Annotated in this window: 27 protein-coding genes and 1 pseudogene; 13 read left to right on the forward strand and 15 right to left on the reverse strand. The window is 70.6% G+C overall.

What is annotated here, in order from left to right; genetic code table 11:
• Window positions 1-15 precede the first annotated feature (15 nt).
• The 4 genes from KQY30_RS08435 to miaA all read right to left on the reverse strand — a co-directional run bounded on the left by KQY30_RS08435 (window position 16) and on the right by miaA (window position 4,861).
• Complete coding sequence (locus tag KQY30_RS08435; protein WP_217306309.1) at window positions 16-2,127, reverse strand: bifunctional (p)ppGpp synthetase/guanosine-3',5'-bis(diphosphate) 3'-pyrophosphohydrolase; 2,112 nt, start codon at window positions 2,125-2,127, stop codon at window positions 16-18.
• Window positions 2,128-2,336: 209 nt separating this feature from the next.
• A complete protein-coding gene (gene dapF, locus KQY30_RS08440) occupies window positions 2,337-3,248 on the reverse strand; it encodes a diaminopimelate epimerase (RefSeq protein ID WP_217306310.1) in 912 nt (303 codons plus the stop codon).
• A 111-nt stretch (window positions 3,249-3,359) separates the two neighbouring features.
• Entirely contained in the window at window positions 3,360-3,797 is a 438-nt protein-coding gene (locus KQY30_RS08445; RefSeq protein ID WP_217310885.1) for a hypothetical protein, read from the reverse strand.
• 125 nt (window positions 3,798-3,922) lie between these two features.
• Entirely contained in the window at window positions 3,923-4,861 is a 939-nt protein-coding gene (gene miaA, locus KQY30_RS08450; protein WP_217306311.1) for a tRNA (adenosine(37)-N6)-dimethylallyltransferase MiaA, read from the reverse strand.
• A gap of 226 nt (window positions 4,862-5,087) precedes the next feature.
• Here miaA and KQY30_RS08455 point away from each other — a divergent pair, with 226 nt between their 5' ends.
• Both KQY30_RS08455 and KQY30_RS08460 read left to right on the forward strand, forming a co-directional pair.
• On the forward strand, window positions 5,088-5,327 hold the full coding sequence (locus KQY30_RS08455) for a gliding motility protein (RefSeq protein ID WP_254407021.1): 240 nt from the start codon (window positions 5,088-5,090) through the stop codon (window positions 5,325-5,327).
• Between the two features lie 30 nt (window positions 5,328-5,357).
• Entirely contained in the window at window positions 5,358-5,606 is a 249-nt protein-coding gene (locus KQY30_RS08460; protein ID WP_217306313.1) for an antitoxin, read from the forward strand.
• A 213-nt stretch (window positions 5,607-5,819) separates the two neighbouring features.
• Here the strand turns inward: KQY30_RS08460 and KQY30_RS08465 are convergent, their stop codons facing one another.
• Entirely contained in the window at window positions 5,820-6,596 is a 777-nt protein-coding gene (locus tag KQY30_RS08465; protein WP_217306314.1) for a class III extradiol dioxygenase subunit B-like domain-containing protein, read from the reverse strand.
• 41 nt (window positions 6,597-6,637) lie between these two features.
• Window positions 6,638-8,125: a tRNA (N6-isopentenyl adenosine(37)-C2)-methylthiotransferase MiaB gene (gene miaB / locus KQY30_RS08470; RefSeq protein WP_217306315.1), complete on the reverse strand. Its 1,488-nt coding sequence runs from the start codon at window positions 8,123-8,125 to the stop codon at window positions 6,638-6,640.
• A gap of 134 nt (window positions 8,126-8,259) precedes the next feature.
• Between miaB and KQY30_RS08475 the strand changes: the two genes are divergently transcribed.
• Window positions 8,260-9,261, forward strand: a complete 1,002-nt coding sequence (locus KQY30_RS08475) for a TAXI family TRAP transporter solute-binding subunit (RefSeq protein ID WP_217306316.1) — start codon at window positions 8,260-8,262, stop codon at window positions 9,259-9,261.
• A gap of 54 nt (window positions 9,262-9,315) precedes the next feature.
• On the opposite strand, the gene KQY30_RS08480 is transcribed toward KQY30_RS08475, so the two are convergent.
• Complete coding sequence (locus tag KQY30_RS08480; RefSeq protein WP_217306317.1) at window positions 9,316-10,707, reverse strand: HAMP domain-containing sensor histidine kinase; 1,392 nt, start codon at window positions 10,705-10,707, stop codon at window positions 9,316-9,318.
• Between the two features lie 6 nt (window positions 10,708-10,713).
• A complete protein-coding gene (locus tag KQY30_RS08485; protein ID WP_217306318.1) occupies window positions 10,714-11,427 on the reverse strand; it encodes a response regulator transcription factor in 714 nt (237 codons plus the stop codon).
• A gap of 249 nt (window positions 11,428-11,676) precedes the next feature.
• On the opposite strand from KQY30_RS08485, the gene KQY30_RS08490 reads away from it, so the two are divergent.
• The 8 genes from KQY30_RS08490 (at window position 11,677) to KQY30_RS08520 (ending at window position 18,113) form a co-directional block, all read left to right on the forward strand.
• Complete coding sequence (locus KQY30_RS08490; RefSeq protein ID WP_217306319.1) at window positions 11,677-12,462, forward strand: amino acid ABC transporter ATP-binding protein; 786 nt, start codon at window positions 11,677-11,679, stop codon at window positions 12,460-12,462.
• A 108-nt stretch (window positions 12,463-12,570) separates the two neighbouring features.
• Window positions 12,571-13,410, forward strand: coding sequence for a glutamate ABC transporter substrate-binding protein (locus tag KQY30_RS08495; RefSeq protein WP_217306320.1), 840 nt, complete (start codon window positions 12,571-12,573; stop codon window positions 13,408-13,410).
• 176 nt (window positions 13,411-13,586) lie between these two features.
• A complete protein-coding gene (locus KQY30_RS08500; protein ID WP_217306321.1) occupies window positions 13,587-14,261 on the forward strand; it encodes an amino acid ABC transporter permease in 675 nt (224 codons plus the stop codon).
• Window positions 14,258-15,163: an amino acid ABC transporter permease gene (locus KQY30_RS08505; RefSeq protein ID WP_217306322.1), complete on the forward strand. Its 906-nt coding sequence runs from the start codon at window positions 14,258-14,260 to the stop codon at window positions 15,161-15,163. The genes KQY30_RS08500 and KQY30_RS08505 overlap by 4 nt, the downstream gene beginning before the upstream one ends.
• Window positions 15,164-15,306: 143 nt before the next feature.
• Window positions 15,307-16,923 carry an FAD-dependent monooxygenase gene (locus KQY30_RS08510; RefSeq protein WP_217306323.1) on the forward strand — a complete coding sequence of 539 codons (1,617 nt, stop codon included), beginning with the start codon at window positions 15,307-15,309 and terminating at the stop codon, window positions 16,921-16,923.
• A 47-nt stretch (window positions 16,924-16,970) separates the two neighbouring features.
• Window positions 16,971-17,042 carry a putative leader peptide gene (locus KQY30_RS37380; protein WP_309544753.1) on the forward strand — a complete coding sequence of 24 codons (72 nt, stop codon included), beginning with the start codon at window positions 16,971-16,973 and terminating at the stop codon, window positions 17,040-17,042.
• Between the two features lie 76 nt (window positions 17,043-17,118).
• The gene (locus KQY30_RS08515; protein ID WP_217306324.1) at window positions 17,119-17,685 is read left to right on the forward strand and encodes a cysteine dioxygenase family protein; all 567 of its coding nucleotides are present in this window, start codon (window positions 17,119-17,121) and stop codon (window positions 17,683-17,685) included.
• On the forward strand, window positions 17,682-18,113 hold the full coding sequence (locus tag KQY30_RS08520) for a rhodanese-like domain-containing protein (protein ID WP_254407022.1): 432 nt from the start codon (window positions 17,682-17,684) through the stop codon (window positions 18,111-18,113). Before KQY30_RS08515 ends, KQY30_RS08520 begins: the two co-directional genes overlap by 4 nt.
• Before the next feature lie 288 nt (window positions 18,114-18,401).
• Here KQY30_RS08520 and recX read toward each other — a convergent pair.
• The 4 genes and pseudogenes from recX to KQY30_RS08540 form a co-directional block, all read right to left on the reverse strand.
• Window positions 18,402-19,091 (reverse strand): annotated as a pseudogene (gene recX, locus KQY30_RS08525) (recombination regulator RecX); the annotation flags it as partial.
• Window positions 18,992-20,128, reverse strand: coding sequence for a recombinase RecA (recA, locus tag KQY30_RS08530; protein WP_217306325.1), 1,137 nt, complete (start codon window positions 20,126-20,128; stop codon window positions 18,992-18,994). The gene recA and the pseudogene recX, both read right to left, overlap by 100 nt.
• A 223-nt stretch (window positions 20,129-20,351) precedes the next feature.
• On the reverse strand, window positions 20,352-21,488 hold the full coding sequence (locus KQY30_RS08535; protein WP_217310887.1) for an AI-2E family transporter: 1,137 nt from the start codon (window positions 21,486-21,488) through the stop codon (window positions 20,352-20,354).
• A gap of 314 nt (window positions 21,489-21,802) precedes the next feature.
• Window positions 21,803-21,997 carry a DUF3046 domain-containing protein gene (locus KQY30_RS08540; protein WP_046497305.1) on the reverse strand — a complete coding sequence of 65 codons (195 nt, stop codon included), beginning with the start codon at window positions 21,995-21,997 and terminating at the stop codon, window positions 21,803-21,805.
• Window positions 21,998-22,075: 78 nt separating this feature from the next.
• Between KQY30_RS08540 and KQY30_RS08545 the strand changes: the two genes are divergently transcribed.
• Window positions 22,076-23,026 (forward strand): hypothetical protein, encoded by a 951-nt coding sequence (locus KQY30_RS08545; RefSeq protein ID WP_217306326.1) that lies wholly within the window; start codon window positions 22,076-22,078, stop codon window positions 23,024-23,026.
• Between the two features lie 30 nt (window positions 23,027-23,056).
• Here KQY30_RS08545 and KQY30_RS08550 read toward each other — a convergent pair whose 3' ends face one another.
• From KQY30_RS08550 to KQY30_RS08560, 3 genes are all read right to left on the reverse strand, one after another.
• On the reverse strand, window positions 23,057-23,365 hold the full coding sequence (locus KQY30_RS08550; RefSeq protein WP_217306327.1) for an AzlD domain-containing protein: 309 nt from the start codon (window positions 23,363-23,365) through the stop codon (window positions 23,057-23,059).
• Window positions 23,362-24,168: an AzlC family ABC transporter permease gene (locus tag KQY30_RS08555; RefSeq protein ID WP_217310889.1), complete on the reverse strand. Its 807-nt coding sequence runs from the start codon at window positions 24,166-24,168 to the stop codon at window positions 23,362-23,364. Before KQY30_RS08555 ends, KQY30_RS08550 begins: the two co-directional genes overlap by 4 nt.
• A gap of 100 nt (window positions 24,169-24,268) precedes the next feature.
• Window positions 24,269-25,225, reverse strand: coding sequence for a LysR family transcriptional regulator (locus KQY30_RS08560; protein WP_217306328.1), 957 nt, complete (start codon window positions 25,223-25,225; stop codon window positions 24,269-24,271).
• Window positions 25,226-25,456: 231 nt separating this feature from the next.
• Here KQY30_RS08560 and KQY30_RS08565 point away from each other — a divergent pair, with 231 nt between their 5' ends.
• Window positions 25,457-26,599, forward strand: a complete 1,143-nt coding sequence (locus KQY30_RS08565; protein ID WP_217306329.1) for an aldo/keto reductase — start codon at window positions 25,457-25,459, stop codon at window positions 26,597-26,599.
• Window positions 26,600-26,617: the final 18 nt, after the last annotated feature.

Consider the following 26,617-nt stretch of genomic DNA (forward strand, 5'->3'; position numbering starts at 1 on the left):
TGACGAGGGCCCGCTTCAGGCGGTCGCCGGATGCTGGGCGCGGCTCACGTCGTACACCCCCGGCACATCGCGCATCGCGCGCATCAGGGCGGACAGGCCCGCCGCGTCGGGCAGTTCGAGGGTGTAGGTGTGCCGTACGCGCTGTTCGCTGGGCGGCTCCACGGTGGCCGAGACGATCGCCGCGCCCGCCGTGGCGATCGTCTCCGTGAGATCGGCGAGCAGCCGGGGCCGCCCGAAGGACTCGACGTACAGCGTGACCGTGCACTCCGAGGCGTCCCCCCAACTCACCGCGACCGGCTCGCGGTCCAGTGCCCGCATCCGGTCCACCGCCCGGCACTCCTGCCGGTGGACCCTGACCACACCGCCGCGGACCGGGAAGCCGGTGACGGCGTCGGGTGGTACGGGGGTGCAGCAGCCGGCCAGCCGTACGGTCGCTCCCGGCAGGTCCACCACGGCATTGGCGGTGGAGCGCCGGTCCGCGGTGGGGGCGTGGGAGGCGCGGGGCGCGGCATCGGGCGGCCGCACCGCTTCGGGGTGCGCGGCCAGCCATCCGGTGATGGCGATCCTGGCGGCGGCGGTACGGGCATGGTCCAGCCACTCGGGAGAGGGTCCGGAGGCCGCGTCCTGGGCCAGCAGGAGCTGGACCGTGTCGCCGTCGCTCAGGACCGTGCTCAGCGGCGCCAGACGCCCGTTGACCCTGGCCCCCAGACAGCGGTGCGCGGCCTCGCCGTACTGCGCGTACGCGGCGTCCACACAGGTCGCCCCGGCCGGCAGCCCGAGGAGCCCGCCCTCGGCGCGGAAGACCGTGATCTCCCGGTCCTGGGCGAGGTCCGCGCGGAGCGTCGTCCAGAAGGTGTCCGGGTCGGGTGCGGCCTGCTGCCACTCCAGTAGCCGGGAGAGCCAGCCGGGTCTGGTCGGGTCGGTCCGCTCGCCGTCCTGGGTCTCCGCGCCCGCCCCCGGCCCCGTACCGTCCGCCGGTCCCGGACCGTCGACCGACGCGTACGGATTGCCGAGCGCGACGACTCCGGCCTCGGCGACCTTGTGCATCTGGTGCGTACGGATGAGGACTTCGGCGACCGCGCCGTCCGGGCCCGCGACGGCCGTGTGGAGCGACTGGTACAGATTGAACTTGGGCGCGGCGATGAAGTCCTTGAACTCGGAGATCACCGGGGTGAAGCAGGTGTGCAGCTCGCCCAGCACCGCGTAACAGTCCGCGTCCTCACCGACCAGCACCAGCAGCCTGCCGAAGTCCGTGCCGCGCAGCTCGCCGCGTTTGAGCCTGGACCGGTGTACGGAGACGAAGTGCCGTGGCCGTACGAGTACTTCGGCGGCGATGCCCGCCTCCCGCAGCACGCGTCTGACGTCCTCGGAGATGGCCGCGAGGGCATCGCCCGTGGTGGCGTTCTCCGCGATCAGGGCGCGGGTGTGGGCGTACTCCTCGGGATGGAGGATCGCGAAGACCAGATCCTCCAGCTCGGTCTTGAGCGCCTGGACGCCGAGCCGTTCGGCGAGCGGGATGAGCACGTCCCGGGTGACCTTGGCGATACGGGCCTGCTTCTCCGGGCGCATCACCCCGAGGGTGCGCATGTTGTGCAGCCGGTCGGCGAGCTTGATCGACATCACCCGGACATCGTTGCCAGTGGCGACGAGCATCTTCCGGAAGGTCTCCGGCTCGGCGGCGGCGCCGTAGTCGACCTTCTCCAGCTTGGTCACGCCGTCGACCAGATAGCAGACCTCGTCGCCGAACCCGGCGCGCACCTGGTCGAGCGTCACCTCGGTGTCCTCGACGGTGTCGTGGAGGAGCGAGGCGGTCAACGTCGTGGTCTCGGCGCCCAGTTCGGCGAGGATCAGGGTGACGGCCAGCGGATGCGTGATGTAGGGCTCGCCGCTCTTGCGGAACTGTCCGCGGTGCGAACTCTCCGCGAGGACATACGCCTTGCGCAGTACGGAGAGGTCGGCGTCCGGGTGGTGCGCGCGGTGCGCGTCCGCGACATGGCCCATGGCGTCCGGCAGCCGGTCCCTGGAGGCGGGTCCCAGTAACGCGGCCCTGCCGAGCCGACGGAGGTCGATCCGGGGAAGGCCGCGTCTGCGACTGTGGGCACCAGGGCTGGTGGCCTCTGCACTCATGGGCGCCTCCGGGCAGCTTCGACCGGCGGTGCGAAGAACGGGAACGCCCTCCGGGCCGGTGCTTGATGCTACCGAGCCCACCACGTGGAGCAGTCCCGCTCCCGCCCGGCGTGAAACGGATCACCCATTCGAGCGAAGCCCCAGCGAACCTCACGGACGCCCCGGGCCCCCGAAGCTCCAGGTCACGGAAACCCCGGTCACGGAAAGCCCTAGCCCTGGACGGTCGCGAGCCAGTGCGGGTCGATGTGTCCCTCCGCGACGATCACGGCCGGCCCGGTCATCTCGATCCCTCCGTCCGGCCGTTCCGTGATGAGCAGCCGCCCGCCGGGGAGATCCACGGTGTACGTGACGGGGGCGCCGGTCACGGCCGGGTCGGCGCCGTCCCTGCGGGCGGCGGCCACGGCCACGGCGCAGGCGCCCGTACCGCAGGAGCGGGTCTCACCCGAGCCGCGTTCGTGCACCCGCATGGCGACATGGCGCGGGCCGCGGGAGACGACGAATTCGACATTGACACCGTCCGGGTAGACGGACGAGGGGCTGACCGGTGGCTCGGTGAGCAGAGCGCCCGCGTGCGCGAGGTCGTCGACGAACGCGACCGCGTGCGGATTGCCCATGTTGACGTTACGGGCGGGCCAGGCACGGCCGCCGACAGTGACCGTGACGCCCTGCTCGGGGAGCACGGCGCGCCCCATGTGGACCGTGATGTCGCCGTCCCTCGCGGGACCTCCGGCCGGGCCCGTGCCCTTGGCGAGGTGCGCCCGCTTCACCCCGGCGCGGGTCGCCACGGCCAGATCGCCCGCCTCCACCAGTCCCGCGCGCTGGAGATAGCGGGCGAAGACGCGGACGCCATTGCCGCACATCTCGGCGACCGATCCGTCTGCGTTGCGGTAGTCCATGAACCACTCGGCCTCGGCCGCCATGTCGTGTGCCTCGGGGTGCGCGGCGGACCGTACGACATGGAGCAGCCCGTCGGCGCCTATGCCGGCCCGGCGGTCGCACAGGGCGGCGACGGCCCTGGCGGGCAGGTCGACGGTGTTGTCCGGGTCGGGGACGATCACGAAGTCGTTCTCGGTCCCATGGCCCTTGAGGAAGGCGATCGGAGTGGTCTGCGAGGTGCTCACGGGCCCATCGTACGAGCAGCCACCGACAAGGGCCGCCGCTCCGCGGCCGACGGGATCTCCCACGTCCCCGCACCGGCCCGGCGCCCCGGCCCCGCCGGTCCTGCGCCGTGGTCAGCGCAGCCGGGCGACCCGCCAGACGGCGAGGGCGACCAGTGCGGCGGCCACGGTCACGTACAGGGCGATGACCCGCCAGTCGGGCCGTTCCCCGGAGGCTCGGGACGGCAGCCCCGGCCAGGTGTGGCCGACCCGGCTGGCGGCCATCATGCCCCAGCCCGCGGCGCAGCAACTGATCAGGAGTCCCAGCATGGCGACAACCGCCCCGCCGTCCCCGGTGCCGAAGGCGAGGGGGAACGCGAACATCAGGGAACCGATCGCCGCGAGCCCCACGATGGGCGCGAGCTGCCAGATCCGCAGCCGTCGCTGGGGCCGCAGCTCGACCTCGACCTCGGCCGTCACGGTCTGCTCTTCCGGCCCGTCGGGACTCAGTCCCGGAGCGTCGTTCCGCGTGTCCGGTACGGTTGGTTCTCTGTCACGAGGGCCGGCCTCCATCGCCACGCGCCCTCCCCATTCGGACTCCACTGGCCGATCGATGCCCGATGGTCGATCGATGCTCGATGATGGCACGCCCGGAGGGACCGCACGCACGAGCGGAGCGTCCCGATGCCATCACGTGATCAGGCTGTGACCGCTCGTTCGACCAACGCCAGCGCCCGGTGCGGGAGTTCCTCCCGCTGCTCCGTTCCGCCGCCCAGCCAGTGCACCCGTGAGTCGCGGCGGAACCATGAATCCTGGCGGCGCGCGAAGCGTTTGGTGGCGCGTACGGTCTCGGCGCGCGCCTCTTCGTCGGTGCACTCCCCCGCGAGCGCCGCGAGCACCTGCTGGTAGCCGAGCGCGCGCGAGGCGGTACGTCCCCGGCGCAGCCCCTGGCGCTCCAGGGTGCGCACCTCGTCCACGAGTCCGGCCTCCCACATCCGGTCCACCCGCTGTGCGATGCGGATGTCCAGCTCGGGCCGGGCGACATCGACGCCGATCTGGACGGTGTCGTAGACGGCGTCATGGCCGGGGAGATTGGCGGTGAAGGGCTTGCCGGTGATCTCGATGACCTCCAGCGCCCGGACGATACGGCGGCCGTTGCTGGGCAGGATCGCGCGGCCGGCCTGGGGGTCGGCGGCGGAGAGCCGGGCGTGCAGGGCGCCCGAGCCGCGCGTGGTCAGCTCCTTCTCCAGCCTGGCGCGCACCTCGGGGTCGGTGCCGGGAAAGTCGAGGGCGTCAATGGCTCCCCGTACGTACAGCCCCGAGCCGCCCACCAGGACGGGGGTACGGCCCGCCGCCAGCAGCCGGTCGATCTCGGCCCTGGCCAGCCTCTGGTACTCGGCGACGCTGGCCGTCTCGGTGACGTCCCAGATGTCCAGGAGGCGGTGCGGGACACCGGCGCGCTCGCCCGCCGTCAGCTTGGCGGTTCCGATGTCCATTCCGCGGTAGAGCTGCATGGAGTCGGCGTTGACGACCTCACCGTCGAGTTGCCGGGCGAGATGGACGCCCAGATCGGACTTGCCGGCCGCGGTGGGACCGACGACGGCGATGACCCGCGGTGCGGTAGCTGCGCTTCTCACCGCCCCAGTCTTGCAAACTCGAAGGCCCCTACCCGAACGAGTTACGTGACGGCACGCGGCCGGGTTCGTTGCCTGTTGCGAGGGTTTCGCAGCCGGTTTTCCGTACGGCGCTCCCGCATCCCGGACGGGCGCACCCGTCCGGCGCGGAATTTCACCCTCACGAGTATTCTATGGAGAAGATATGGGTGTGTTTTCACGGCTTCGCCGGAAGTCAGCAGCCGCGTCCGTGGCGTCAACCGAGGAGGCAGAGGCCGCCACTCCGACGGCCGATGCCGCCGGTTTCACGGGTCGGGACGCCGTGCGGGACGGGGCCGAGGTCGGGGCGAAGGAGACCGGAGCGGCGGGGGCCGGGCCGGCCGAGAGCGACAGGACCGAGGCGCCGGCCGCGGAGGGCGTGGAGATCCCCAAGCAGCAGTCGGCGGAGGCAGCGGCGGACAACGAGGCCGGGAAGAGCACCCGCGGCTAGGCCGTTGACTCCTCCGAGGGAAGGTGGGCCATGGGCTTCATGGATACGTTGAAGGCCAGAATCGCTCCGGCCAGGGACAAGGTCTCGGACTTCGCGCAGCAGCACGGAGGGAAGATCGAGCACGGGCTGGAGAAGGCCGCCCGTACGGTCGATCAGAAGACCAAGGGCAAGTACAGCGACAAGATCGACGCGGGGACGGGCAAGGCGAAGGACGCCCTGGGCCGGCTCACCCACAAGGACGACGGCAGCACCCCGCCAACGCCACCGCCCGCCTCCTGATCCTCGGCAACGGCTGTGGACGGCCGCGCGGCGCCTCCGGGCACCGCGCGGCCGCCGCGTTTCCGGGCCGGCTTCGACCGGATCCCCACGACCGGCGTCCGGACCCACGACCGGCGTTCCGGACCCGCCATCGGCGTCCCGGCCCACGACCGGGGTCCGGGCCTGCCTGACGCCGGCCGCGCCTACGAGCCGCCCACGAGCAGCGGCCGGGCCTTACGTCCAGGCCGCGACGAAGTATCCGACGCCGTAGGGGGCGGCGTCATACAGCAGCTCACCGCTCAGACCCGCGTCGTCGGCGGCGCCGGCGAGGAGCTGCCAGGGCGCGCGGCCCGCGGCCTTGAGGTCGTACGCCAGCTCCGCGTCCAGCGCCCTCAGCGCCGCCGTATCGGCCGCCGCCAGGGCCCGTGCCACAGCCTCGTCGAAGCCGGCCGCCCGCTCGTCCAGATATCCGGGCGCCTTGAGCGTGCGGCAGGCACTGCCGTCGCCCATCACCAGCAGGGCCACCCGGCCGGAGCGGGCCGCGATCTCCTTGCCCGCCTGGACACACCGGTCAGTGGCGAGAGACTCGCCGACGCCGAGCCCCGAGACCGGGGCGGCGGACCAGCGGACACGTTCCAGGAGCCAGGCCGCGACCGCGAGCGATGTCGGCAGCTCGGGTTGGGCGTCGCCGCCCTCGGAGCGCCCGGCGCCCGCTCCGGCGCGCGCCGCGGTGTCCGCCCGTACATCCGCTCCGGCGCGCGCCCCGCCCAGTACGACATCACGGACCACCCCGAACCCCCGGAACGAGCCGGCCGCGCCCTCCGGATACTCACCCAGGCCCTCCTGCCCCGCAGGCCCCACGACGACCAGCAGATCGGGCCGCGCCGCCGCCAGCACCCCCAGCGCGTCCTCGCACGCCGCACGCGCCTCGTCCAGTTCCGGAGCCGCCGACGCGGCCACCTCCGGCACGAGCAGCGGTGGACAGGGGCAGACGGCAGCGGCGACCAGCATGATCGAACCCTAACGCGGGCGCCGCGCCCCGGAGCCGGCCGTCAGCCGGCGGCGCATCCGCCCGTCGCCGCGGGCAGCGGAGCCGGTACACCGACCGTGGGCAGCCCCAGCAGCACCCCCGCCGGCTTCGCGGCCTCGGCGGCGTTGCGCCGCTCCCAGGCGTCCCCGGCGCGGGTACGCCGTACCTCCCGGGTCGGCCCCTCGGCGAGCAGATGGTGCGGAGCGGCGTAGGTGATCCCGACGGTCACCACGTCGCCGGGGCGCACTTCCGCGTCCGGCTTGGTGAAGTGCACGAGCCGGTTGTCGCGGGCACGTCCGGAGAGCCGGTGGGTGGCGCCGTCCTTGCGGCCCTCGCCCTCGGCGACCATGACCTCCAGCGTCCTGCCGACCTGCTTCTTGTTCTCCTCCCAGGAGATCTCCTCCTGGAGGGCGGACAGCCGCATATAGCGGTCCTGGACCACGTCCTTGGGGATCTGCCCGTCCATCTCGGCGGCCGGGGTCCCGGGGCGCTTCGAGTACTGGAAGGTGAATGCCTGCGCGAAGCGCGCCTCGCGCACCACCCGCATGGTCTGCTCGAAGTCGTCCTCGGTCTCGCCGGGGAAGCCCACAATGATGTCGGTGGAGATGGCGGCGTGCGGGATGGCGGCGCGCACCTTGCCGATGATGCCGAGGTAACGGTCCTGCCGGTACGAGCGGCGCATCGCCCGCAGCACGGTGTCCGAGCCGGACTGGAGCGGCATGTGGAGCTGCGGCATCACATTGGGCGTCTCGGCCATCGCCGCGATCACATCGTCCGTGAAGTCGCGCGGATGCGGTGAGGTGAAGCGGACCCGCTCCAGGCCTTCGACGGTCCCGCAGGCCCGCAGCAGCTTCGAGAACGCCTCGCGGTCGCCGATGTCGGAACCGTACGCGTTGACGTTCTGGCCGAGCAGCGTGATCTCGGAGACGCCTTCGGAGACCAGTGCCTCGATCTCGGCCAGGATGTCGCCGGGGCGGCGGTCCTTCTCCTTGCCGCGCAGCGCCGGGACGATGCAGAAGGTGCAGGTGTTGTTGCAGCCCACGGAGATGGAGACCCACGCGGCATAGGCGGACTCGCGGCGGGTCGGCAGCGTGGAGGGGAACGCCTCCAGCGACTCGGCGATCTCGACCTGTGCCTCTTCCTGGATCCGCGCGCGCTCCAGAAGGACGGGCAGTTTGCCGATGTTGTGCGTCCCGAAGACGACATCGACCCAGGGCGCCCGCCGCACGATGGTGTCGCGGTCCTTCTGCGCCAGACAGCCGCCGACGGCGATCTGCATCCCGGGCCGCCTGGTCTTCATGGGGGCGAGCCGGCCGAGATTGCCGTACAGCTTGTTGTCGGCGTTCTCCCGCACCGCGCAGGTGTTGAAGACGACGACATCGGCGTCCCCGTCGGAGCCCTCGGGCGCCCGGACGTACCCGGCTCCCTCCAGCAGGCCCGACAGCCGCTCTGAGTCGTGGACATTCATCTGGCACCCGTAGGTGCGCACCTCGTAGGTCTTCGCGCTCATCTCGCCCACCAGAGTACGGGGTCCCTCCGGACCGGCGCCTCTGGCTTGTGCGCGACAGCGGCCGGGCGCCGTCAGCGGGCCGCGGCGACAACCGGGCCTGGTCTTCGCGGGTGGTGAGCTGGCAGGATCGCGGCATGTTCGCGGCGCTGTCCCGTATCGGCCGTGGCCGCGTCCTCCAGGGCGCCGCCGCGTTGGTGGTGCTCGGGCTGCTGCTCTGGTGGCTGGTGCCCTTCGGGCCGGCGTCGCCCACGGGGTCGGTCACCTTCAGTACGGGCGTGCCGAGCGGGGTCTACCAGCGGTACGGAACGCTCCTCAAGGAGGACCTCGGCCGCGATCTGCCGGATGTCTCGATACAGCTCAAGACCAGTGAGGGCTCGCAGCAGAACCTCGCGTGGGTGGCGACCGGCAAGGCCGATTTCACCGTGGCCACCGCCGATGCCGTCGCCAAGTACCAGGAGGACCGGAAGCCGTTCGCGGACCGGCTGCGCGGGTGCGCGCGGCTGTACGACGACTATGTGCAGCTCGTCGTCGCCAAGGACTCGCCGATCCGGTCCGTCGCGGGGCTGCGCGGCAGGACGGTGGGCGTGGGACAGCCGGGGTCCGGGGTACGGCTGATAGCGGACCGGATCCTGACGGCCGCGCACCTCGACCCGCGGCGGGACATCAACCCGGTCCCGGCCGGCATAGACACCATGCCGAACCTGCTCGAACACCACCGTCTGGATGCCTTCTTCTGGTCGGGCGGGCTGCCCACCGCGGCCGTGGACGTGCTGTCGAAGCGCTTCGACATCCGGCTGATCCCCCTGGAGCCGGAGCTCATCGCCGGACTCCACGCGTCGGGCGAGGCCGCCTCCCGCTACTACCGCTCCGCGGCGATACCGGCCGACGCCTATGACGAGGTGCGGAACGACGGTGCGGCCGTGCCGACGGTCGCGGTGGCGAATCTGCTGGTCACCACGGACCGCATGGGCGCCGGGCTGACGGAGGGCTTCACCCGTACGGTGATCGACAGCCGGGACCGTATCGGCAAGCAGGTCCACCCGGCGCAGCTCGTGGACCTGAGGACGGCGATCTACACGGCGCCGCTGGAGCTCCACGAAGGCGCGATGCGCTACTACCACTCGGTCAAGCCCTAGATCCTGTCCGTATCACATCAGGCCCTGGTCCGTATCGGGCCCGGAGCCGGTGCGTCACGTCGTCGGAGAGGACCGCGGAACGCTCAGCGTCACCCGCAGCCCGCGCGGCTCGCCGTGCGCGTACGTGATCGTGCCGCCGCCCGCCGCCAGCAGCGCCCGGGAGATGGACAGGCCGAGACCCGACCCCTTGATGTTCTGATGACGGTTGCTGCGCCAGAACCGGTCGCCGATCCGGGCGATCTCGTCGTCCGTGAGCCCCGGACCGCCGTCATTGATCGAGATCGTGGACGTTTCACCATTACGGGCGACCACCACTGTGACCTCTTCACCCGCCGGAGTGAACTTCAGGGCATTGTCGATGACCGCGTCCAGGGCGCTGGAGAGCGCGGTCGGGTCGGCCCAGGCGGTGACCGCGGCCGGGTGCTCGGTCAGCCTCACGCCCTTCTCCTCGGCCAGCGCCCGCCATGCCGCGACCCGTTCCGTCGTCAGTTCACCGATGTCCGTGAGCCGGAGATCGGCGGGCGCGTGCTCCGCCAGCGCCAGGTCCAGCAGATCGTCCAGGACCTGCGCCAGGCGTCTGCCCTCCGTCCGTACGGAGGCGATCTCCTCGTTCCCCTTGGGCAGTTCCAGCGCCAGCAGCTCAATGCGGAGCAGCAGGGCGGAGAGCGGATTGCGCAACTGGTGGGAGGCGTCGGCGACAAAGGCGCGCTGCTGCTCCAGCACCTCTTCGACGTTGTCGGCCATCTCGTTGAACGAGCCGGCCAGACGCCGCAGTTCGGGCGGCCCCCCGGCCGCCGCCACCCTGGAGTTCATCCGGCCGGTGGCGATGTCGTGCGTCACGGCGTCCAGTACGCGTACGGGCCTGAGCACCCAGCCCGTCAGCCGGATCGCGGCTCCCACGGCCAGCAGCATGGCCAGCGCCTCACCCGCGGCGATCACCAGCCAGCCCTTGAGGATGCGCGAACGCATCTGCCCGGTGGGCGAGTCGGTCACCACGACCGCGACGACGTCGCCGTCCCGTACCACCGGCGAGTCGACAATGAGCCTGCTGTTCTGCCAGGGCCAGACCTGCTCGGGATCGTCGCTGCGGCGGCCCAGCAGGGCTTCCTGGAAGGACTGCCGCCCCTCCCCCTCCACGGGCACCGCCCAGTCCCTGGGGGCGCGTGCCATGAAGTCGTTGTCACGGTAGAAAACGCCGACCTTGATCCCGTAGACATCGTGGTAGCGGTCGAGTTCCTCCTGTAGCAGCGCGCGCCGTTCGTCGGTGCCCGCCCGGCCCTCGGCGACGAACTGCGCGAGCGCCGCGACCCGGGTGGTGTCGTCGATCCGGTCGACGACGACGCGCTGCTGCTGCGCGGCCGCGAGGCTCATCGCGAGCGGGAAGCCCAGCGCGAGGAGCACACCCGCCATGAGGACGATGAGCAGCGGCAGCAGTCGGGAACTCACGGGACGTTACGGTCCTTGGTGCGCGGCCGGGACGACCAGCCGGTAGCCGACGCCCCTGACAGTCTCGATCACCGCGGGCATACCGAGCTTGCCGCGCAGCGACGCCACATGGACCTCCAGGGTCCGCCCCGTACCCTCCCAACTGGTGCGCCACACCTCGCTGATGATCTGCTCGCGCCCGAAGACGACCCCGGGCCGCTGGGCGAGCAGGGCCAGCAGATCGAACTCCTTGCGGGTGAGCTGGACGGGCGTACCGTCCACGGTGACCCGTCGTGTGGGCAGTTCCAGCGTGAGACGCCCGAGCCGCTGGGCCGCCTCGGCCGCCGGCCCCGCCTCCTCGCCGCCCGTACGCCGCCGGCTCACCGCGTGGATACGCGCCAGGAGTTCACCGGTGTCGTACGGCTTGACCACATAGTCGTCGGCCCCGAGATTGAGGCCGTGGATACGGGAGCGGACATCGGCCCGCGCGGTCACCATGATGACCGGGGTCGAGGTGATCCGCCGGATCTTCCCGCAGACCTGGTAGCCGTCCTGGTCGGGCAGTCCGAGGTCGAGCAGCACCACCGCGAACGGTTCCTTGCCCGCGTTGGCCGCGGGCAGCAGGGCCTGGAGCGCCTCCTCGCCGTTTCTGGCGTGCACGACCTGGAAGCCGTGCTTGGCGAGCACGGCCGCCAGCGCCGCCGCGACATGATCGTCGTCCTCCACGAGCAGCAGTCTCACGGGCCCCCTTCGCGGTCGTGATCGCACAACGTATCCGGGCATCCACTCCGATGCGGCGGTGCCAGTCAAGAGTCTTCCCGTTACGCCAAGGTTTCCGTTACCCACCCGGTACTCCCCGCACCGCCCTCTTCACACGGAGTGTCCGGTTGCAGCCGGATCGTTATGCTCAATTTCAGCTCAGATGTGATGACGCTGGTCGCAGGGCGTGACTAGGGTCCTCCCAACCGAGGAGGACGGAGCAAGAAGCCGATGAGCGGAGTGTCAGTGACCAAGGGCGCCGAGGACGCCGTGCCCGCGACGGGCGATCTGGTCGTACTGAGCAACGTGAACAAACACTTCGGCGCGCTGCATGTGCTCCAGGACATCGATCTGACCATCGCCCGTGGCGAGGTCGTGGTCGTCATCGGACCTTCCGGGTCCGGCAAGTCCACACTGTGCCGCACCATCAACCGCCTGGAGACCATCGATTCGGGCGAGATCTCGATCGACGGCAAGCCGCTGCCGCAGGAGGGCCGTGAACTGGCCCGGCTGCGTGCGGATGTCGGCATGGTCTTCCAGTCGTTCAACCTCTTCGCACACAAGACGGTGCTGGAGAATGTGACGCTGGGCCAGATCAAGGTCCGCAAGACGGACAAGAAGAGCGCCGAGGAGAAGGCCCGCGGGCTGCTCGACCGGGTCGGCGTCGGTTCGCAGGCCGACAAGTACCCCGCCCAGCTCTCCGGCGGCCAGCAGCAGCGCGTCGCCATCGCACGGGCGCTGGCGATGGATCCGAAGGTCATGCTCTTCGACGAGCCGACCTCGGCGCTCGACCCCGAGATGATCAATGAAGTGCTCGAAGTCATGCAGCAGCTCGCGCGTGACGGTATGACGATGGTCGTCGTCACCCATGAGATGGGCTTCGCGCGCTCCGCGGCGAACCGGGTCGTCTTCATGGCGGACGGCCGCATCGTCGAAGAGGCCACGCCCGACGCGTTCTTCAGCAATCCGCGAAGCGACCGCGCCAAGGACTTCCTCTCGAAGATCCTGCATCACTGACCGTTCATCACTGAACAAGGCTCTTCACTTCACTGAACACGGCTCGTCATACGGCACCGAGTTCGGCAGAACCCGTTCGTCCACGTCTCACCCGAGGGAAGTTCACGCATGAAGCTTCACAAGGCAAGCGCGGCCGCCGCTGCGGCTCTCGTCCTCTCCCTGACCGCCACCGCGTGCGGCGGCGACAGCAGCGACGACGCCGGCGGCGACAGCGGTGGCGGGAAGATCACCATCGGTATCAAGTTCGACCAGCCCGGCCTCGGTCTGAAGAAGCCGGACGGCACCTACGCGGGCTTCGATGTCGATGTCGCCACCTATGTCGCCAAGGAACTGGGTTACGACGCCAAGGACATCGTCTGGAAGGAGTCGCCCAGCGCCGAGCGCGAGAACCTGATCTCCAACGGAGACGTGAAGTTCGTCGTCGCCAGCTACTCGATCAACGACGAGCGCAAGCAGAAGGTCGACTTCGCGGGCCCGTACTTCCTCGCCCACCAGGACCTGCTCGTCCGCTCGGACGACAGCTCCATCACCAAGGCCGAGGACCTGAACTCCAAGAAGCTCTGTTCCGTGACGGGTTCCACCTCGGCGCAGAACGTCAAGGAGGAACTCGCCCCCAAGGCCGACCTCCAGGAGTTCGGCGGCTACTCCGAGTGCCTGACCGGCTTGGAGAACAAGGCCGTTGACGCGCTGACCACGGACGACTCGATCCTCGCCGGGTACGCCTCGCAGCAGGAGCACCAGGGCAAGTTCAAGCTCGCGGGCCTCAAGCTCAGCGACGAGAACTACGGCATCGGTCTCAAGAAGGGCGACACCGATCTGCAGACCAAGATCAACGCCGCGCTGAAGAAGATGGAGTCGGACGGCTCCTGGCAGAAGGCCGTGACCGCCAACTTCGGCCCGTCCGGCTACAAGAACGAGCCTGCTCCGGCGATCACCGAAGGCAGCTAGAGCGTTTCCGGAAGTAGCGTCGTCCGCCCTTGAGGCGGACGGGACTTCCGGAACAGGTCCCAGGACACGGCCTGGCGGGGCCGGACAGGCTCAGCCGGGCCAGACAGGAGTGACGCGCCGCCGGCCCGCCCGGCGGCGCGTACCGACCAGCCAACCAGGGGAGAGCGCGGAGCATCGTGTTCGACTTTCTTGATTCCGGGCAGTACGACCTGCTCGGCGCCTTCTGGGTGACGGTGCAGCTCACCCTCTACTCCGCAGTTGGTTCTCTCATATGGGGAACGCTGCTGGCCGGGATGCGGGTCAGTCCTGTGCCACTGATGCGTGCCTTCGGTACCGCGTACGTCAATCTCGTCCGTAACACGCCCCTGACCCTGGTCCTCGTGGCCTGTTCACTGGGACTCGGCCAGACCCTCCAGATCACGCTCGGAGGCCAGGACTTCAAGAGCATAGGCTTCCGGCTCGCCGTCCTGGGACTGGTGGCCTACACCGGCACCTTCGTCTGCGAGTCCCTGCGCTCCGGTATCAACACCGTGCCGGTCGGCCAGGCCGAGGCGGCCCGCGCCATGGGGCTCAGCTTCTTCCAGGTGCTGACGCTGATAGTCCTTCCGCAGGCGTTCCGCTCCGTGGTGGCTCCGCTGGCCAACGTACTGATCGCGCTGACCAAGAACACCACGGTGGCCTCGGCGATCGGTGTCGCGGAGGCCTCGGCGCTGATGAAGACAATGTTGGAGAACGAGACCAGCGCGCTCTTCGCGGTATTCGCGGTATTCGCGTTCGGATTCATCGTTCTCACTCTCCCGACCGGTCTGATCCTGGGCTGGGTCAGCAAGCGAGTGGCGGTGAAGCGATGAGTGCCACGTCCGTTCTGTACGACACCCCCGGGGTACGCGCCAAGCGGCGCAACATCATCTACACGATCGTGTTCCTGGGGCTCTTCGCGCTCGCCGCCTGGTGGGTGCTGGCCACGATGGCCGACAAGAACCAGCTCGCGGCCGAGAAGTGGAGCCCGTTCGTCACGGACTCCGAGGTGTGGACGACCTATCTGCTGCCGGGGCTCGGCGAGACCCTGAGGGCCGCCGCGCTGGCCATCGTGATCGCGCTGCCGCTCGGCGCGCTGCTCGGTATCGGCCGGCTCTCCGACCACGCCTGGATCCGGGTCCCGGTCGGTGCCGTCGTCGAGTTCTTCCGGGCCATTCCGGTACTGCTGATGATGGTGTTCGCCGCCCAGCTCTACACGCAGTTCACCGATGTCTCGTCGGATCTGCGCCCCCTGTACGCCGTGGTCACCGGCCTGGTGCTCTACAACGCGTCGGTAATGGCCGAGATCGTACGGGCCGGCATCCTCTCCCTGCCGAGGGGCCAGACGGACGCGGCGAAGGCCATAGGCATGCGCAAGGGCCAGGCCATGTCGTACGTCCTGCTCCCGCAGGCGGTCACCGCGATGCTTCCCGCCCTGGTCAGCCAGCTCGTGGTGATCGTCAAGGACACCGCCCTGGGTGGCGCGCTCCTCGGTTTTTCCGAACTGCTCGCGCAGGGCCGCACCATCACCGCGAACTACGGTGCCAACACCATCGCCGCGTTCACCGTCATCGCGCTGATCTACATCGCGCTGAACTTCCTGCTCACGACCTTCGCCGGATGGCTGGAGCAGCGGCTGCGCCAGGGCAAGAAGAGCACGGGCGCCGTGCTGAGCGCCGATGATGTGCAACAGGCCAGTGCGCCGGGCCGTACCCCGGACGGCGGAGGCGCCTGAGGCGGACGGGACAGGGGGTGTACGCGCCGCTCAGGCCGTCGCTTGACGCAAGCACCCCCAGTGGGTTGCATACGTTCTGTGATCACGTACCGGGCTCCTACCGCCCTTGACCGCAAGACCGCACGGGCCGGAGGGGTCGCGCCGTGGACCCGGTGATCGTCGCCGGCGCGGGCCCCGTCGGGCTCGCGCTCTCCCTGGCCCTCGCCGCGCAGGGAGTCCCGGCCGTCGTCCTGGACGAGGGTACGGGCGCGGACGAGCAGCGTCCCGCCCGTACCGCCATACTGCGGCCCGACACCGCCGCCCTGGTGGCCCGGCTCGGCTGTACGACCCTCGGCGACGAGGGGACCCACTGGACCGGCTGGCGGCTGATGCGGCGCAAGCAGCTCATGCGGGAGCTGCCGCTCGGCGGTGAGAACGGCGCCCCCGCGCCCCTGCACATCCCGCAGCACGCCCTGACGCGCGGGCTGCGGGACGCCATCGCCGACCAGGAGCTGGTACGGCTCGCCACCGGCAGCCGGCTCGACTCGCTGGAGCAGGACGAGCGCGGCGTCACCGTGCACACGCGCGGGCCCGGCGCGACCTGGTGGCGCGGCAGCCATCTGGTGGGGTGCGACGGCGCCAGGTCGACCGTCCGCAAGCTGCTCAACATCCGCTTCCCGGGGCGCACGGCCGTGGAGCGGCACGCCGTCGCCGCGCTCCGCGTCGAACTCCCCTGGCCGGACGAGGCACTGCTGCACCGTCAGCCGCCCTGGCCCAGCGGTGGCGAGGAGGTGTCGGCCAGGCCCCTCGCGGACAGCGTGTGGCGGCTGGACTGGCTGCTGCCCGCGCGCGGCGAGCTGGTCACGCCCGACGCCCTCGTGACGCGTTTACGGGACACCCTGGCCGGCTGGTGCGGTGAGACCCCGCCGTACGAGCTGCTCGACACCGGCGTCTACACGCTGCACCACCGGCTCGCCAGGCGGTGGCGGGTCGGCAGGGCGTTCCTGGCCGGGGACGCGGCCCATCTGCTGGGCGCGGTGGGCACGCAGGGGCTCGACGAAGGGCTGCGGGACGTCGCCAACCTCGCCTGGAAGATCGCCGAGGACTGGCACCGGGGCGCGACGGAGACTCTGCTCGACAGCTATCAGGCCGAACGGCGCACCGCCGTCGCCTCCCGGCTGCGCGCCGCCGACCAGTCGCTGCCGATACTGCGTGGCGGCAGCGGACTGCGTACGTACATGCCGGGCGCGCGCGGGCACGACACGCTCCTCGCCGACGGACACCTGGGGCACGGGCCATTGGGAGCACCGCCCTCGTATCCGCACTCCCCCCTCGCGCCTCCGTACGCCGAGGCGCAGACGGCCGTGGGCACGCCGCCCGGGGCTCCGGTCACGGATGTGCTGGTCATGGCGCCGGACGGGACGACCGCACGGCTCAGGGACCGGCTCTGGCGGGGCCGGCTCCTGGTGGTGCTGGTCGCGCCGGGCACCGGGGTGTGGGACCGGCGGCACTGGGTGAGCGCGGGGGTCATGCCCCGGCTCGCCGCCGCGGTGAAGGCCCTGCCGGTACGGGCGGAGCTGCTGGTCACCGAGGCATACCCGGGCGCCGCCGCCCACTGTGTGCTGCTCGTACGGCCGGACGGGCATCTGGTCACGGCCTTCGGCGGGGTGCGCCCCGCCGATCTGTACGCGGCGGCCGACGCGGCGCGCGGAGGCGCTCCTTCCGTTTCCTCCCGGACGTCGGGGCCGCCGACGACCGACCGCACTGTGAACATCAATTGACCGACGCGGGCGCACATGGTGTACTCCGGAACGTGACTGACACCGATGTGCGCCTGTGGCGGAGGGTCCATATGGACCTGGTCCGCTATGCGGGCTGCGTGTGTCGTCCGTCCTGTTGATTCGCCCCCTCGTCTTCACTCGCTCGTCGCGCTCGTCGCGGCAGCACACGCTCGCGAACCTTCCAGGACGGTCACCATGTCTCTTCCCGCACGTACCCCCACGCCGGTCACCACCCCTGCCGGGACCCCCACCGCGACACCGGCCGGCTCCGGTCCCACCCCCGCCGAACTGCTCGCCTTCGTCCGCGGAACGGTGGCCGACACCGAACTCATCGCCTCGCTCCCCCTCGATCCCGAGGGGCGCACCTGGATCAGGCTCGACGGCCCCGCAGGCAGCGAGGCGTGGCTGATCGGCTGGCCGCCCGGCACGGGCACCGGCTGGCACGACCACGGCGGCTCGCACGGCGCGTTCGCCACGGCAGCGGGCACCCTCAAGGAGGACTCGCTGGCGGCCCGGCTGCCCACCGAGGGCTGGAAGACCCTGGAGCTGGCCGAGGGGGTCGACCGTGAACGGACGCTGACGGCGGGCGAGGGCCGCGCGTTCGGCAGGCACCATGTGCACGAGGTGCGCAATGAGTCCCCGGCCGAGCACGCCATCTCCGTCCACGCGTACTTTCCGCCGCTGCCGCTGATGCGTCGCTACAGCCGCACGGGCGCGGTGCTCCGTCTCGAACATGTCGAGCGCCCCGAGGAGTGGCAGTGACCGAGCGGACAGGGACGGAGCCGGTGGTGTCCGAGCGGGCGGGGGCCGGGCCGGTGGGGATAGACGAACTGCTGGAACGGGTCCGGGAGGGCCTGGACCGGATGGGTCCCCGGGAGGCCTTCGACGCCGCGGCGGAGGGCGCGCTGCTGGTGGACATCCGGTACGCGGCGCTGCGGGAGCGGGACGGACTGATACCGGGGGCGCTGGTCGTCGAGCGCAATGAGCTGGAGTGGCGGCTCGACCCACAGGGCAGTCACCGGGCGGCCGAGGCCACAAGCCATGACCTGCGCGTGGTGGTGGTCTGCAACGAGGGGTACGCGTCGAGCCTGGCTGCCGTGTCCCTGCGGCAACTGGGACTGCATCGCGCGACCGACCTCGTCGGCGGCTTCCAGGCCTGGAAGGCCGAGGGCCTGCCGGTCACGCACTGAGCGCCTGACCGCACTGCTGGACGGGGCCGCCGCCCACACCGCCGACGTACAGGGCCGGCGGCTCATGACCACCGCCATGCGGGTGGCATTCGCCCGCACATTCCGACCCGCGCCCCGGGCCTTCGGGACCTGGCCTGTCCCGGTCGGTCGTTGCGCCCGTCAACGGCCGTACGGGATGGGCGAGTTCCGAGGACGGCGGGCAGCCGAACCGCTCCGCGCGCCGAACCCGGTCCGCGCGCGGACCGACCGGGACCGGCGGGCCCGGCCGGACAGGACCCAGGACAGGGCCTAGTCGAAGCTCTCGTCCAGTCCGTCGGTGTCCTCGCCCTCCTCTTCCAGGGCCTGTCTGACCACCCGCAGCGCCATCCCCTCGCAGTACCCCTTGCGGGCCAGCATGCCCGCGAGTCTGCGCAGCCGTCTGTCCCGGTCCAGGCCGCGGGTGGCCCGGAGCTTGCGGGCCACCAGTTCGCGGGCGGTCGCCTCCTCCTGATCGGCGTCCAGATGCCCGACCGCCTCGTCGATCAGCGCGGAGTCCACCCCCTTCGTCCGCAGCTCCCGCGCGAGGGCGCGTCGGGCGAGCCCCCTGCCGTGGTGCCGCGACTCCACCCAGGCGTCCGCGAACGCCGCGTCGTCGATCAGCCCCACGTCCTCGAAGCGGGAGAGGACCTCCTCGGCGATGTCGTCGGGGATGTCCCGCTTGTCCAGCGCGTCCGCCAGTTGCTTGCGGGTACGGGGGGTCCCGGTGAGCAGGCGCAGACAGATCGCCCGCGCCCGCTCCGCCGGGTCCTGGGGCGACAGCTCCCGCTCGGCCCTCGACGAGTCGGAGCTGTCGCCCGGCTCTTCCGTCCGCTGCCTCTTCTCCCACGGCACCGTACGGACTAGCTCTTGGCCGCTGCCGCCTTGGCCGACCTGGCCTTGGAGGCAGTGGCGGGCGCCGGCTTCGCCGGATCCTCGGCGGGGGCGGAAGACTTGGCGGGCGCGGCCGCGGCATCCGCGCCGGGCTCGGCCTTCGCCTCCGGCCTGACCCCGACGCCCAGCTTCTCCAGGATCTTCTTCTCGATCTCATTGGCGAGATCGGGGTTGTCCTTGAGGAAGTTACGGGCGTTCTCCTTGCCCTGGCCGAGCTGATCGCCCTCGTACGTGTACCAGGCGCCGGCCTTCCGTACGAAGCCGTGCTCCACGCCCATGTCGATCAGACCGCCCTCGCGGCTGATGCCCTGGCCGTAGAGGATGTCGAACTCGGCCTGCTTGAAGGGCGGCGAGACCTTGTTCTTGACGACCTTGACGCGGGTGCGGTTGCCGACCGCCTCGGTGCCGTCCTTCAGCGTCTCGATACGGCGGATGTCGAGGCGCACCGAGGCATAGAACTTGAGCGCCCGGCCACCGGTCGTGGTCTCCGGCGAGCCGAACATCACGCCGATCTTCTCGCGGAGCTGGTTGATGAAGATGGCGGTGGTCTTGGACTGGTTGAGCGCACTGGTGATCTTCCGGAGCGCCTGGCTCATCAGCCGCGCCTGGAGACCGACATGCGAGTCGCCCATCTCGCCCTCGATCTCCGCGCGCGGCACCAGGGCCGCGACGGAGTCGATGACGATGAGGTCGAGCGCTCCGGAGCGGACCAGCATGTCCACGATTTCGAGCGCCTGCTCACCGTTGTCCGGCTGGGACAGGATGAGATTGTCGATGTCGACGCCGAGCTTCTTCGCGTACTCGGGGTCGAGGGCGTGCTCCGCGTCCACGAAGGCCACCGCGCCGCCCGCCCGCTGCGCGTTGGCCACCGCGTGCAGCGTCAGGGTCGTCTTGCCGGAGGACTCCGGCCCGTACACCTCCACCACGCGTCCGCGTGGCAGACCGCCGACGCCCAGCGCGACGTCGAGCGCGGTCGACCCGGTGGGGATGACCTCGATCGGTTCGTTCGGCCGCTCGCCGAGGCGCATCACCGCGCCCTTGCCGAATTGCCGTTCAATCTGTGCGAGGGCGGCGTCGAGCGCCTTCTCGCGGTCGGTTCCTGCCATGGGTTCCACCCGATTTGCTTGTGTCGATCGCTTCACGTCAAAGACGCTATCCCCTGCCACTGACAACGCGTCCCGACGTCCTTCCAGCCTGTGGACAACTCCGCTCAAACCCGCGCGGCAGCGCCCCGGCCGGTCACGGGAAACACCGGCAGGACACCAATAAGAATGGATGTTCGATTTTCATGTCAAGCGTCCAACTCGACGCGCCACAACGTGGATGCTCCTAGGGCCGCGGACCGCCGCCGGTGCGCAAGGCGCGCCAGAACTGCCGCGCGACAGGCCGTCCGTCCCCTGGACCGCCGCTCCGCCGGCCGCCCTGCACCCGGGCGTCGTCCATCACGTCGTACCGCCGCACATAGGCGCCGAGGAACGCCTGGAGCGTGGCGACGGCCGGGATCGCGATCAGCGCGCCGACCGCGCCCAGCAGGGCCGTTCCCGCGATGACCGAGCCGAAGGCCACCGCGGGGTGGATGTCCACGGTCCTGGCCGTCAGCTTCGGCTGGAGCATGTAGTTCTCGAACTGCTGGTAGATCACCGCGAATCCGAGCACCCAGACCGCGTACCAGGGGTCGATGGTGAAGGCGATCAGCATCGGCAGCGCGCCCGCCAGATAGGTGCCGATGGTCGGGATGAACTGGGAGACGAGTCCCACCCAGATCGCCAGCGCCGGCGCGTACGGCACGGCCAGGATCTCCAGCAGGATGTAGTGCGTGACCCCGGAGATCAGTGCCATCAGGCCGCGGGAGTAGATGTACCCGCCGGTCTTGTCGACCGCGATCTCCCAGGCGCGCAGCACCTCGGCCTGTTTGGCCGGCGGGAGCACGGAGCAGAGCGCGCGCCGCAGCCGGGGGCCGTCGGCCGCGAAGTAGAACGAGAACAGGAAGATCGTGAGCAGCCGGAACAGCCCGCCCAGCACGGTGGTGGAGATGTCCAGGACCCCGGTCGCACTGTTCTGGACGTACCTCTGGAGCCAGTCGGAGTGCAGCAGGCTGTCCTGGACGGCGACCCGCGACAGCTCGGTGTGGAAGGTCGCGTTGCTCCAGTTGATCACCGAGTCGAGGTACTCGGGGAAGGACTCGACCATGTCGATGATCTGACTGGCCAGGATCGAGCCGAGCATCGCAACAAAGCCGGCGACCGCGCCCACCACCAGGAAGAAAACCAGGAAGGTGGCGAGTCCACGCCGTATGCCGCGCGCCGCCATCCAGCTCACCACCGGCTCGATCGCCAGGGCCAGGAAGAAGGCGATCAGCACATTGACCAGCAGTCCGATGAGCTGATGGAAAGCCCAGCTACCGAGCTGGAAACAGGCGATGAGCGCCAGTGCGAGGATCATCGCGCGCGGCAGCCAGCGCGGCATATGGGCCTGGACGCCGGTCCGACGGCTTCCGGCCTGCGAGCCCGCGCCCGTATCCGTACGAGCATCCGCGCCCGCGCCGCTCCCGGGCCCGTCCCCGGCCGCCGCGGCCGGCACCGTGTCCCCCGGCTGATCAGCGGGTACACCCGGCTCGGGACGCTGCGGCGGGGCCGACGGCTCCCGGCCCGAGTCCGATATGTCCGGTGCGATGTCTTCGGTGTCGGCGGTGTCGTCAGTCGGTGCCACCGAGCCAGTGTCGCTCACCGCGGCCGCGTCCCGTCCTCCCGCGCGGCCGCCCCCGGCCGCCGGCGTGGGCGTCATCGCTTCTCGGCCGGAATGCCCATGGCGACGCAGACCGCCCGCCAGACATCCTTCGCCTCCCAGCCCGCGTCGAGCGCCTCATGCACCGTACGGCCGCCCAGCTCGGCCATCACATGGTCACGGGCAAAGGAGTCGGCGTAGACAGCACCGAAGTGCTCCACCATCCGCTCCCAGAAAATCGTCAACCGCATGACACCAGTATCGCGCCCCTGAGAGTGCCGCGAAGCCGGTCCGCCCGGCTTCCGGCGGTTTCGGTCTACGGTCGGAGCATGGCTGCCACAGCGGCGACGACCGCGTCTCCCCTCGCCCGCGCCGAGAGCTTCGTCTGGCTCACGGCCCGGGTGCTCGAACAGCGGCGGTTCGCCTATCACTTCCTGGACGGCGGACCGGGCAGAACGGGCCGGGACCGCGGCGAGGAGGCGGTCGAGACGGCCCTCATGGCGTACCGCGGACAGGACGGCGGCTATGCCCACGGGCTCGAACCCGACCTGCGCGGGCCGGTCAGCCAGCCCCTCCATACGGCGCACGCGCTGCGCGTCCTCGATTCCATCGGCCGCTGCGACGGTCCGCAGATGGAGCTGATCTGCCGCTATCTGACGGCGGTTTCGACACCGGAGGGCGCGTTGCCCGCGCTGCACCCGTCCCTGCGGGGCTATCCGTTCGCGCCCTTCCTCCCGCTCGTCGACGACCCGCCGGGCGAACTGCTCGCGACGGGCCCGGTCGCTGGACTGCTGCACCGGAACGAGGTGTGGCACGCCTGGCTCTTCCGGGCCACCGACTTCTGCTGGGCGGCCATCGAGGGGATGGAGGACTCACATCCGTACGAGATCGAAGCGGCGGTCGCCTTCCTTGACGGCGTCCCCGACCGGGCGCGGGCCGAAGCGGCGGCGGACCGGCTCGGGCGGCTGGTACGGGAGCGGCGGCTGGCGGTGCTCGATCCGGAGCGCCGCGCGCACTACCCCGTACCACCGGGGTACGCGCCGGGCGAACACCACTTTCCGCACGACTACGCGCGCGTGCCGGAGTCCCTGGCCCGCCACTGGTTCACGGACGAGGAGATGGCCAGGTCGCTCGACTTCCTCGCGGCGCGGCAGCGGGAGGACGGCGGCTGGCCGATCACGTGGCGTCAGTGGGCGCCGGGGACCGCGCTGGAATGGCGGCCGATCGTGACCATCGAGGCGCTGCGGACCCTGCGCGCCCATGGCCGGGACATCGGCTGACCGTTCCGCCGTACGGCCACCGGCCGGCCGTCAGCCGCCGATCGCCCGTACGCCCGCCGTGACGGCCACGGCAGCCGCGACGACCACCAGAAAGGGGGCGCGCAGAACGAGCGCGAGCGCCGCCGCCGCGAGCCCGGCGCCCCGGGCGTCCAGGACGAGCGCGCCGTTCGCGCTGAAGGTCTGCTGCGCGGTCAGCGCGGCGAGCAGGCCGACGGGCAGCAGGGCAGCCAGCCGCTGGACGAGGGGGCGTTCCAGGACGCCCGCAGGCACCAGCAGTCCCAGCAGCTTGACGAGATAGCAGCCGACGGCGGTCACGCCGATCGCGATCCAGATGTTCAACGGTCGGATCCCTTCCGGCGAGCGGCGGTCTTCGAGGCAGCGGCTTTTACGGCGGTGGCTTTCGCGGCAGTGGTCTTGTGGGCAGCGGTCATACGGTCAACGGTCCTGCGGCGTCCTTCGAGCCAGAGCACGGCAGGGGCGGCGAGAGCCGCGACCAGCACCGGCACCCCGGCGGGCAGCACCGGCAGGAAACCCAGTCCCAGGACGACCGCGAGGCCCGCGGTCATCCGTTCGGTGGCGGTACGGAGCATGGGCGCGAGCAGCGCGAGAAAGACGGCCGGTCCGGCCGCGTCCAGCCCCCAGGCACCGGTGTCGCCGAGCGCCTCCGCGCCCAGGGCCCCGGCCAGGGTGGTGAGGTTCCACAGCGCGTAGAGGCTCAGTCCGGTGACCGTGAATCCGATCCTGGCGGCGCGGCGCGTCGGCTGGGCGAGGGCTACGGCCGTGGTCTCGTCGATCACCCACTGCGCGGCCAGCGGGCGTACGGGTCCGGGCAGCCGCAGCAACTGGGACAGCCTGAGGCCGTAGAAGGCGTTCCGTACGCCCAGGAAGAAGGCGCCCGCGGCGGCGGTGAACGGATTGCCGCCCGCGGCGAGCGCGCCGACGAGGGCGAACTGCGAGGCGCCGGTGAAGACCAGCAGGCTGAGCGCACAGGTCTGGAGTACGGAGAGGCCCGCGCCCGCCGAGGTGACGCCGAAGGCGAAGCCGGAGAGCCCGACGGCGATGCCGACACCGAGGGCGTCACGTACGACGGCGGCGTCGGGCTTGGGCTCGGGGCCGGGACCGGTTCCTTGCGGCGCGTCCAGGGTTCCGGGTTCCGGGGATTCGGGTTCCAGGGATGCCGGTTTCAGGGATCCGGGCGTGGGCGCGGATGCGGATGTTGTCTGATCTGACACGTCCTGGACGCTACGGGGCCTGGTCCTGACCGGTCTTGTACGTTCTTGCGCTCCGAGGTCCCCTGCTCCTGGCCGGCAGCCAGCCCTCCGTACGGGCCAGACGCCGCGCCGTACGCACAAGCGCGGCCACGGTCGGCGGCGCGTCGCGTGCCCAGGCGAGCTGGAGATCGATGGTCGGCAGCTCGTCCAGCAACGCCACGCCGACCATGGTCGGGGGAAGATGCGGCCGGAGCGAGGCGGGAAGGATCATGAAGTCCCCTCCGCTCAGGGCCGATCCGAGGTTGCGCAGTCCGGGGAGCCGGTTCTCCCAGACATCGAAGGTCTCGCCCGAGACGCGCAGCGCGGCGAGCACCCCGTCGTGGTAGCGCGGTGCGACGGCCCTCGGGAAGAACCGCAGGGTGTGGCCGCGCAGTTCGCGCAGGGCCAGCGCGTCGCGTCCCGCCAGCGGGTGGCCGGTGTCGAGCACGGCGGTCAGGGGATCGCGCCGCAGGGTCGCCGTGCGATGACCGGACGGTATGCGTACGAGCCTGCCGAGCAGCACGTCGATCTCGCGGTCGCGCAGGGCGGCGCTGAGTTCGACGTCCCAGGCCTCACGCGCGTCGACACGGATCCCGGGGTGTTCCTCGCGCATCGCCGCGAAGAGCTTGGGCATCTCGTCGAACGCCGTGGTGACGGTGTAGCCGATACGGAGGGTGCCGGTCCCGGCCCCGCCGACGAGCCGTACCTGCCGTACCGCCCGGTCCGTGTCCTCAAGGATGCGGCGGGCCGACTCGATGAACACCAGGCCCGCTTCGGTCGGTCTGGTGGGCCTTCGGTGGAAGAGCGCGACGCCCAACTCGCGTTCCAGAGCGGCGATCTGACGGCTCAGCGGTGGTTGGGTCATATGGAGCGTTTCCGCCGCGCCCTCGAAACCGCCCGCGTCGGCGACCGCGATCACATACCGCATGAGCCGCAGATCAACGGACATACCCGGAGGGTATCCGAGCATTCCCGACGGGTGGGCCCAGTCCGTCGACACCTCCTGAGGGCGGCTGTCAGGGTGAGATCAACGGGCACGGTACAGCTTCGGCGTCAATCTCCGGCGTCAATCTCCGGCGTCAACTCCCCGCGCTCGCCCGCCCTTTGATTCCTCTCGATTCCTCGCGGATTTCTCACGCGATCCTCTGTGGTCATCCTCTGTGAAGGGGGAAGTTCCGTCATGAACCGCACCATGAACCGCACCATGGACAGCACGTCCGGCTCCACGGACCGCACCGCCGCAGGTCACACCACCGCGGACCTCCCGCCGCCGACCCGGCGTACGGTCGTCGCCGCCGGGGCCGCCACAGCGGCGGCGGCCCTTTCCGGAGGCGCGTTCCCGGGCACTGCGGCAGCCGCCTCCGCTCCTTCGGACCTGATCCTCAAGACCGTTCCCGGTACGGGCGAGCGGCTCCCCGCGATCGGGCTCGGCTCCTTCATGACCTTCGACGCGCCTGTCGGCCGGCCCTCGCCCGCGGTCCTGGAGGTGGTCCGCCGGCACTGGTCGGCGGGCGGCCGGGTCTTCGACTGCTCACCGCTGTACGGATCGGCCGAGGCCGTACTCGGCGGCGCCGCCGCCTCGCTCGGTATCGGCGACCGGATGTTCGTCACCGACAAGGTGTGGTCGACGGGCGAATACCTCTGGGACACCTCGCACGCGGAGAACAATCTGCGGCGGTCACAGAGGAGACTGCGCCGAAGCCGGCCGATCGATGTGGTGCAGGTGCACAGTCTGGTCAATGTCGATGTGATGGTGCCCCTGCTGCATGCCCTCAAGGAGGAGGGCAGGATTCGTCAACTCGGCGTCTCGCACCATGACCCGGCATACTTCCCGCTGCTGGCGGGCTGGGTGGAGCGGGGTGATCCGGACTTCGTACAGGTTCACTACTCGATCCACACCCGGGCAGCCGAGGACACCGTGCTGAAGGTCGCGGCGGACCGGGGAGTCGCCGTCCTGGTGAACATGCCTCTGGAGAAGGCGCGGCTGCACAAGGCGGTCGAGGGCAGGCGCCTTCCGGCGTTCGCGGCCGACTTCGGCATCGAGACCTGGTCGGCGTTCTTCCTGAAGTGGGTCATCTCCCACCCCGCCGTCACCGTGGCACTGCCGGCCACCTCGCGTCCTGAACACGTACGGGAAAATGTGGCGGCCATGCGCGGTCCGCTGCCCGATCCCGACACCCGGGAGCGGATGGTGCGCCATATGGAGACGATTCCGGCGTTCCACCGGATCGGCTCGATGTCGTGGTATCCGGGCAAGAGCTATCCCGGAGTTGTGTCGACGGCACAAGAAGCGCTGCGGAAACGCAGCCCCTGGTGGGCGTAGGGGGGTCTCGCCGATCTT

The sequence above is a fragment of the Streptomyces sp. GMY02 genome, assembly GCF_019056675.1.
Classification (GTDB): domain Bacteria; phylum Actinomycetota; class Actinomycetes; order Streptomycetales; family Streptomycetaceae; genus Streptomyces; species Streptomyces odonnellii.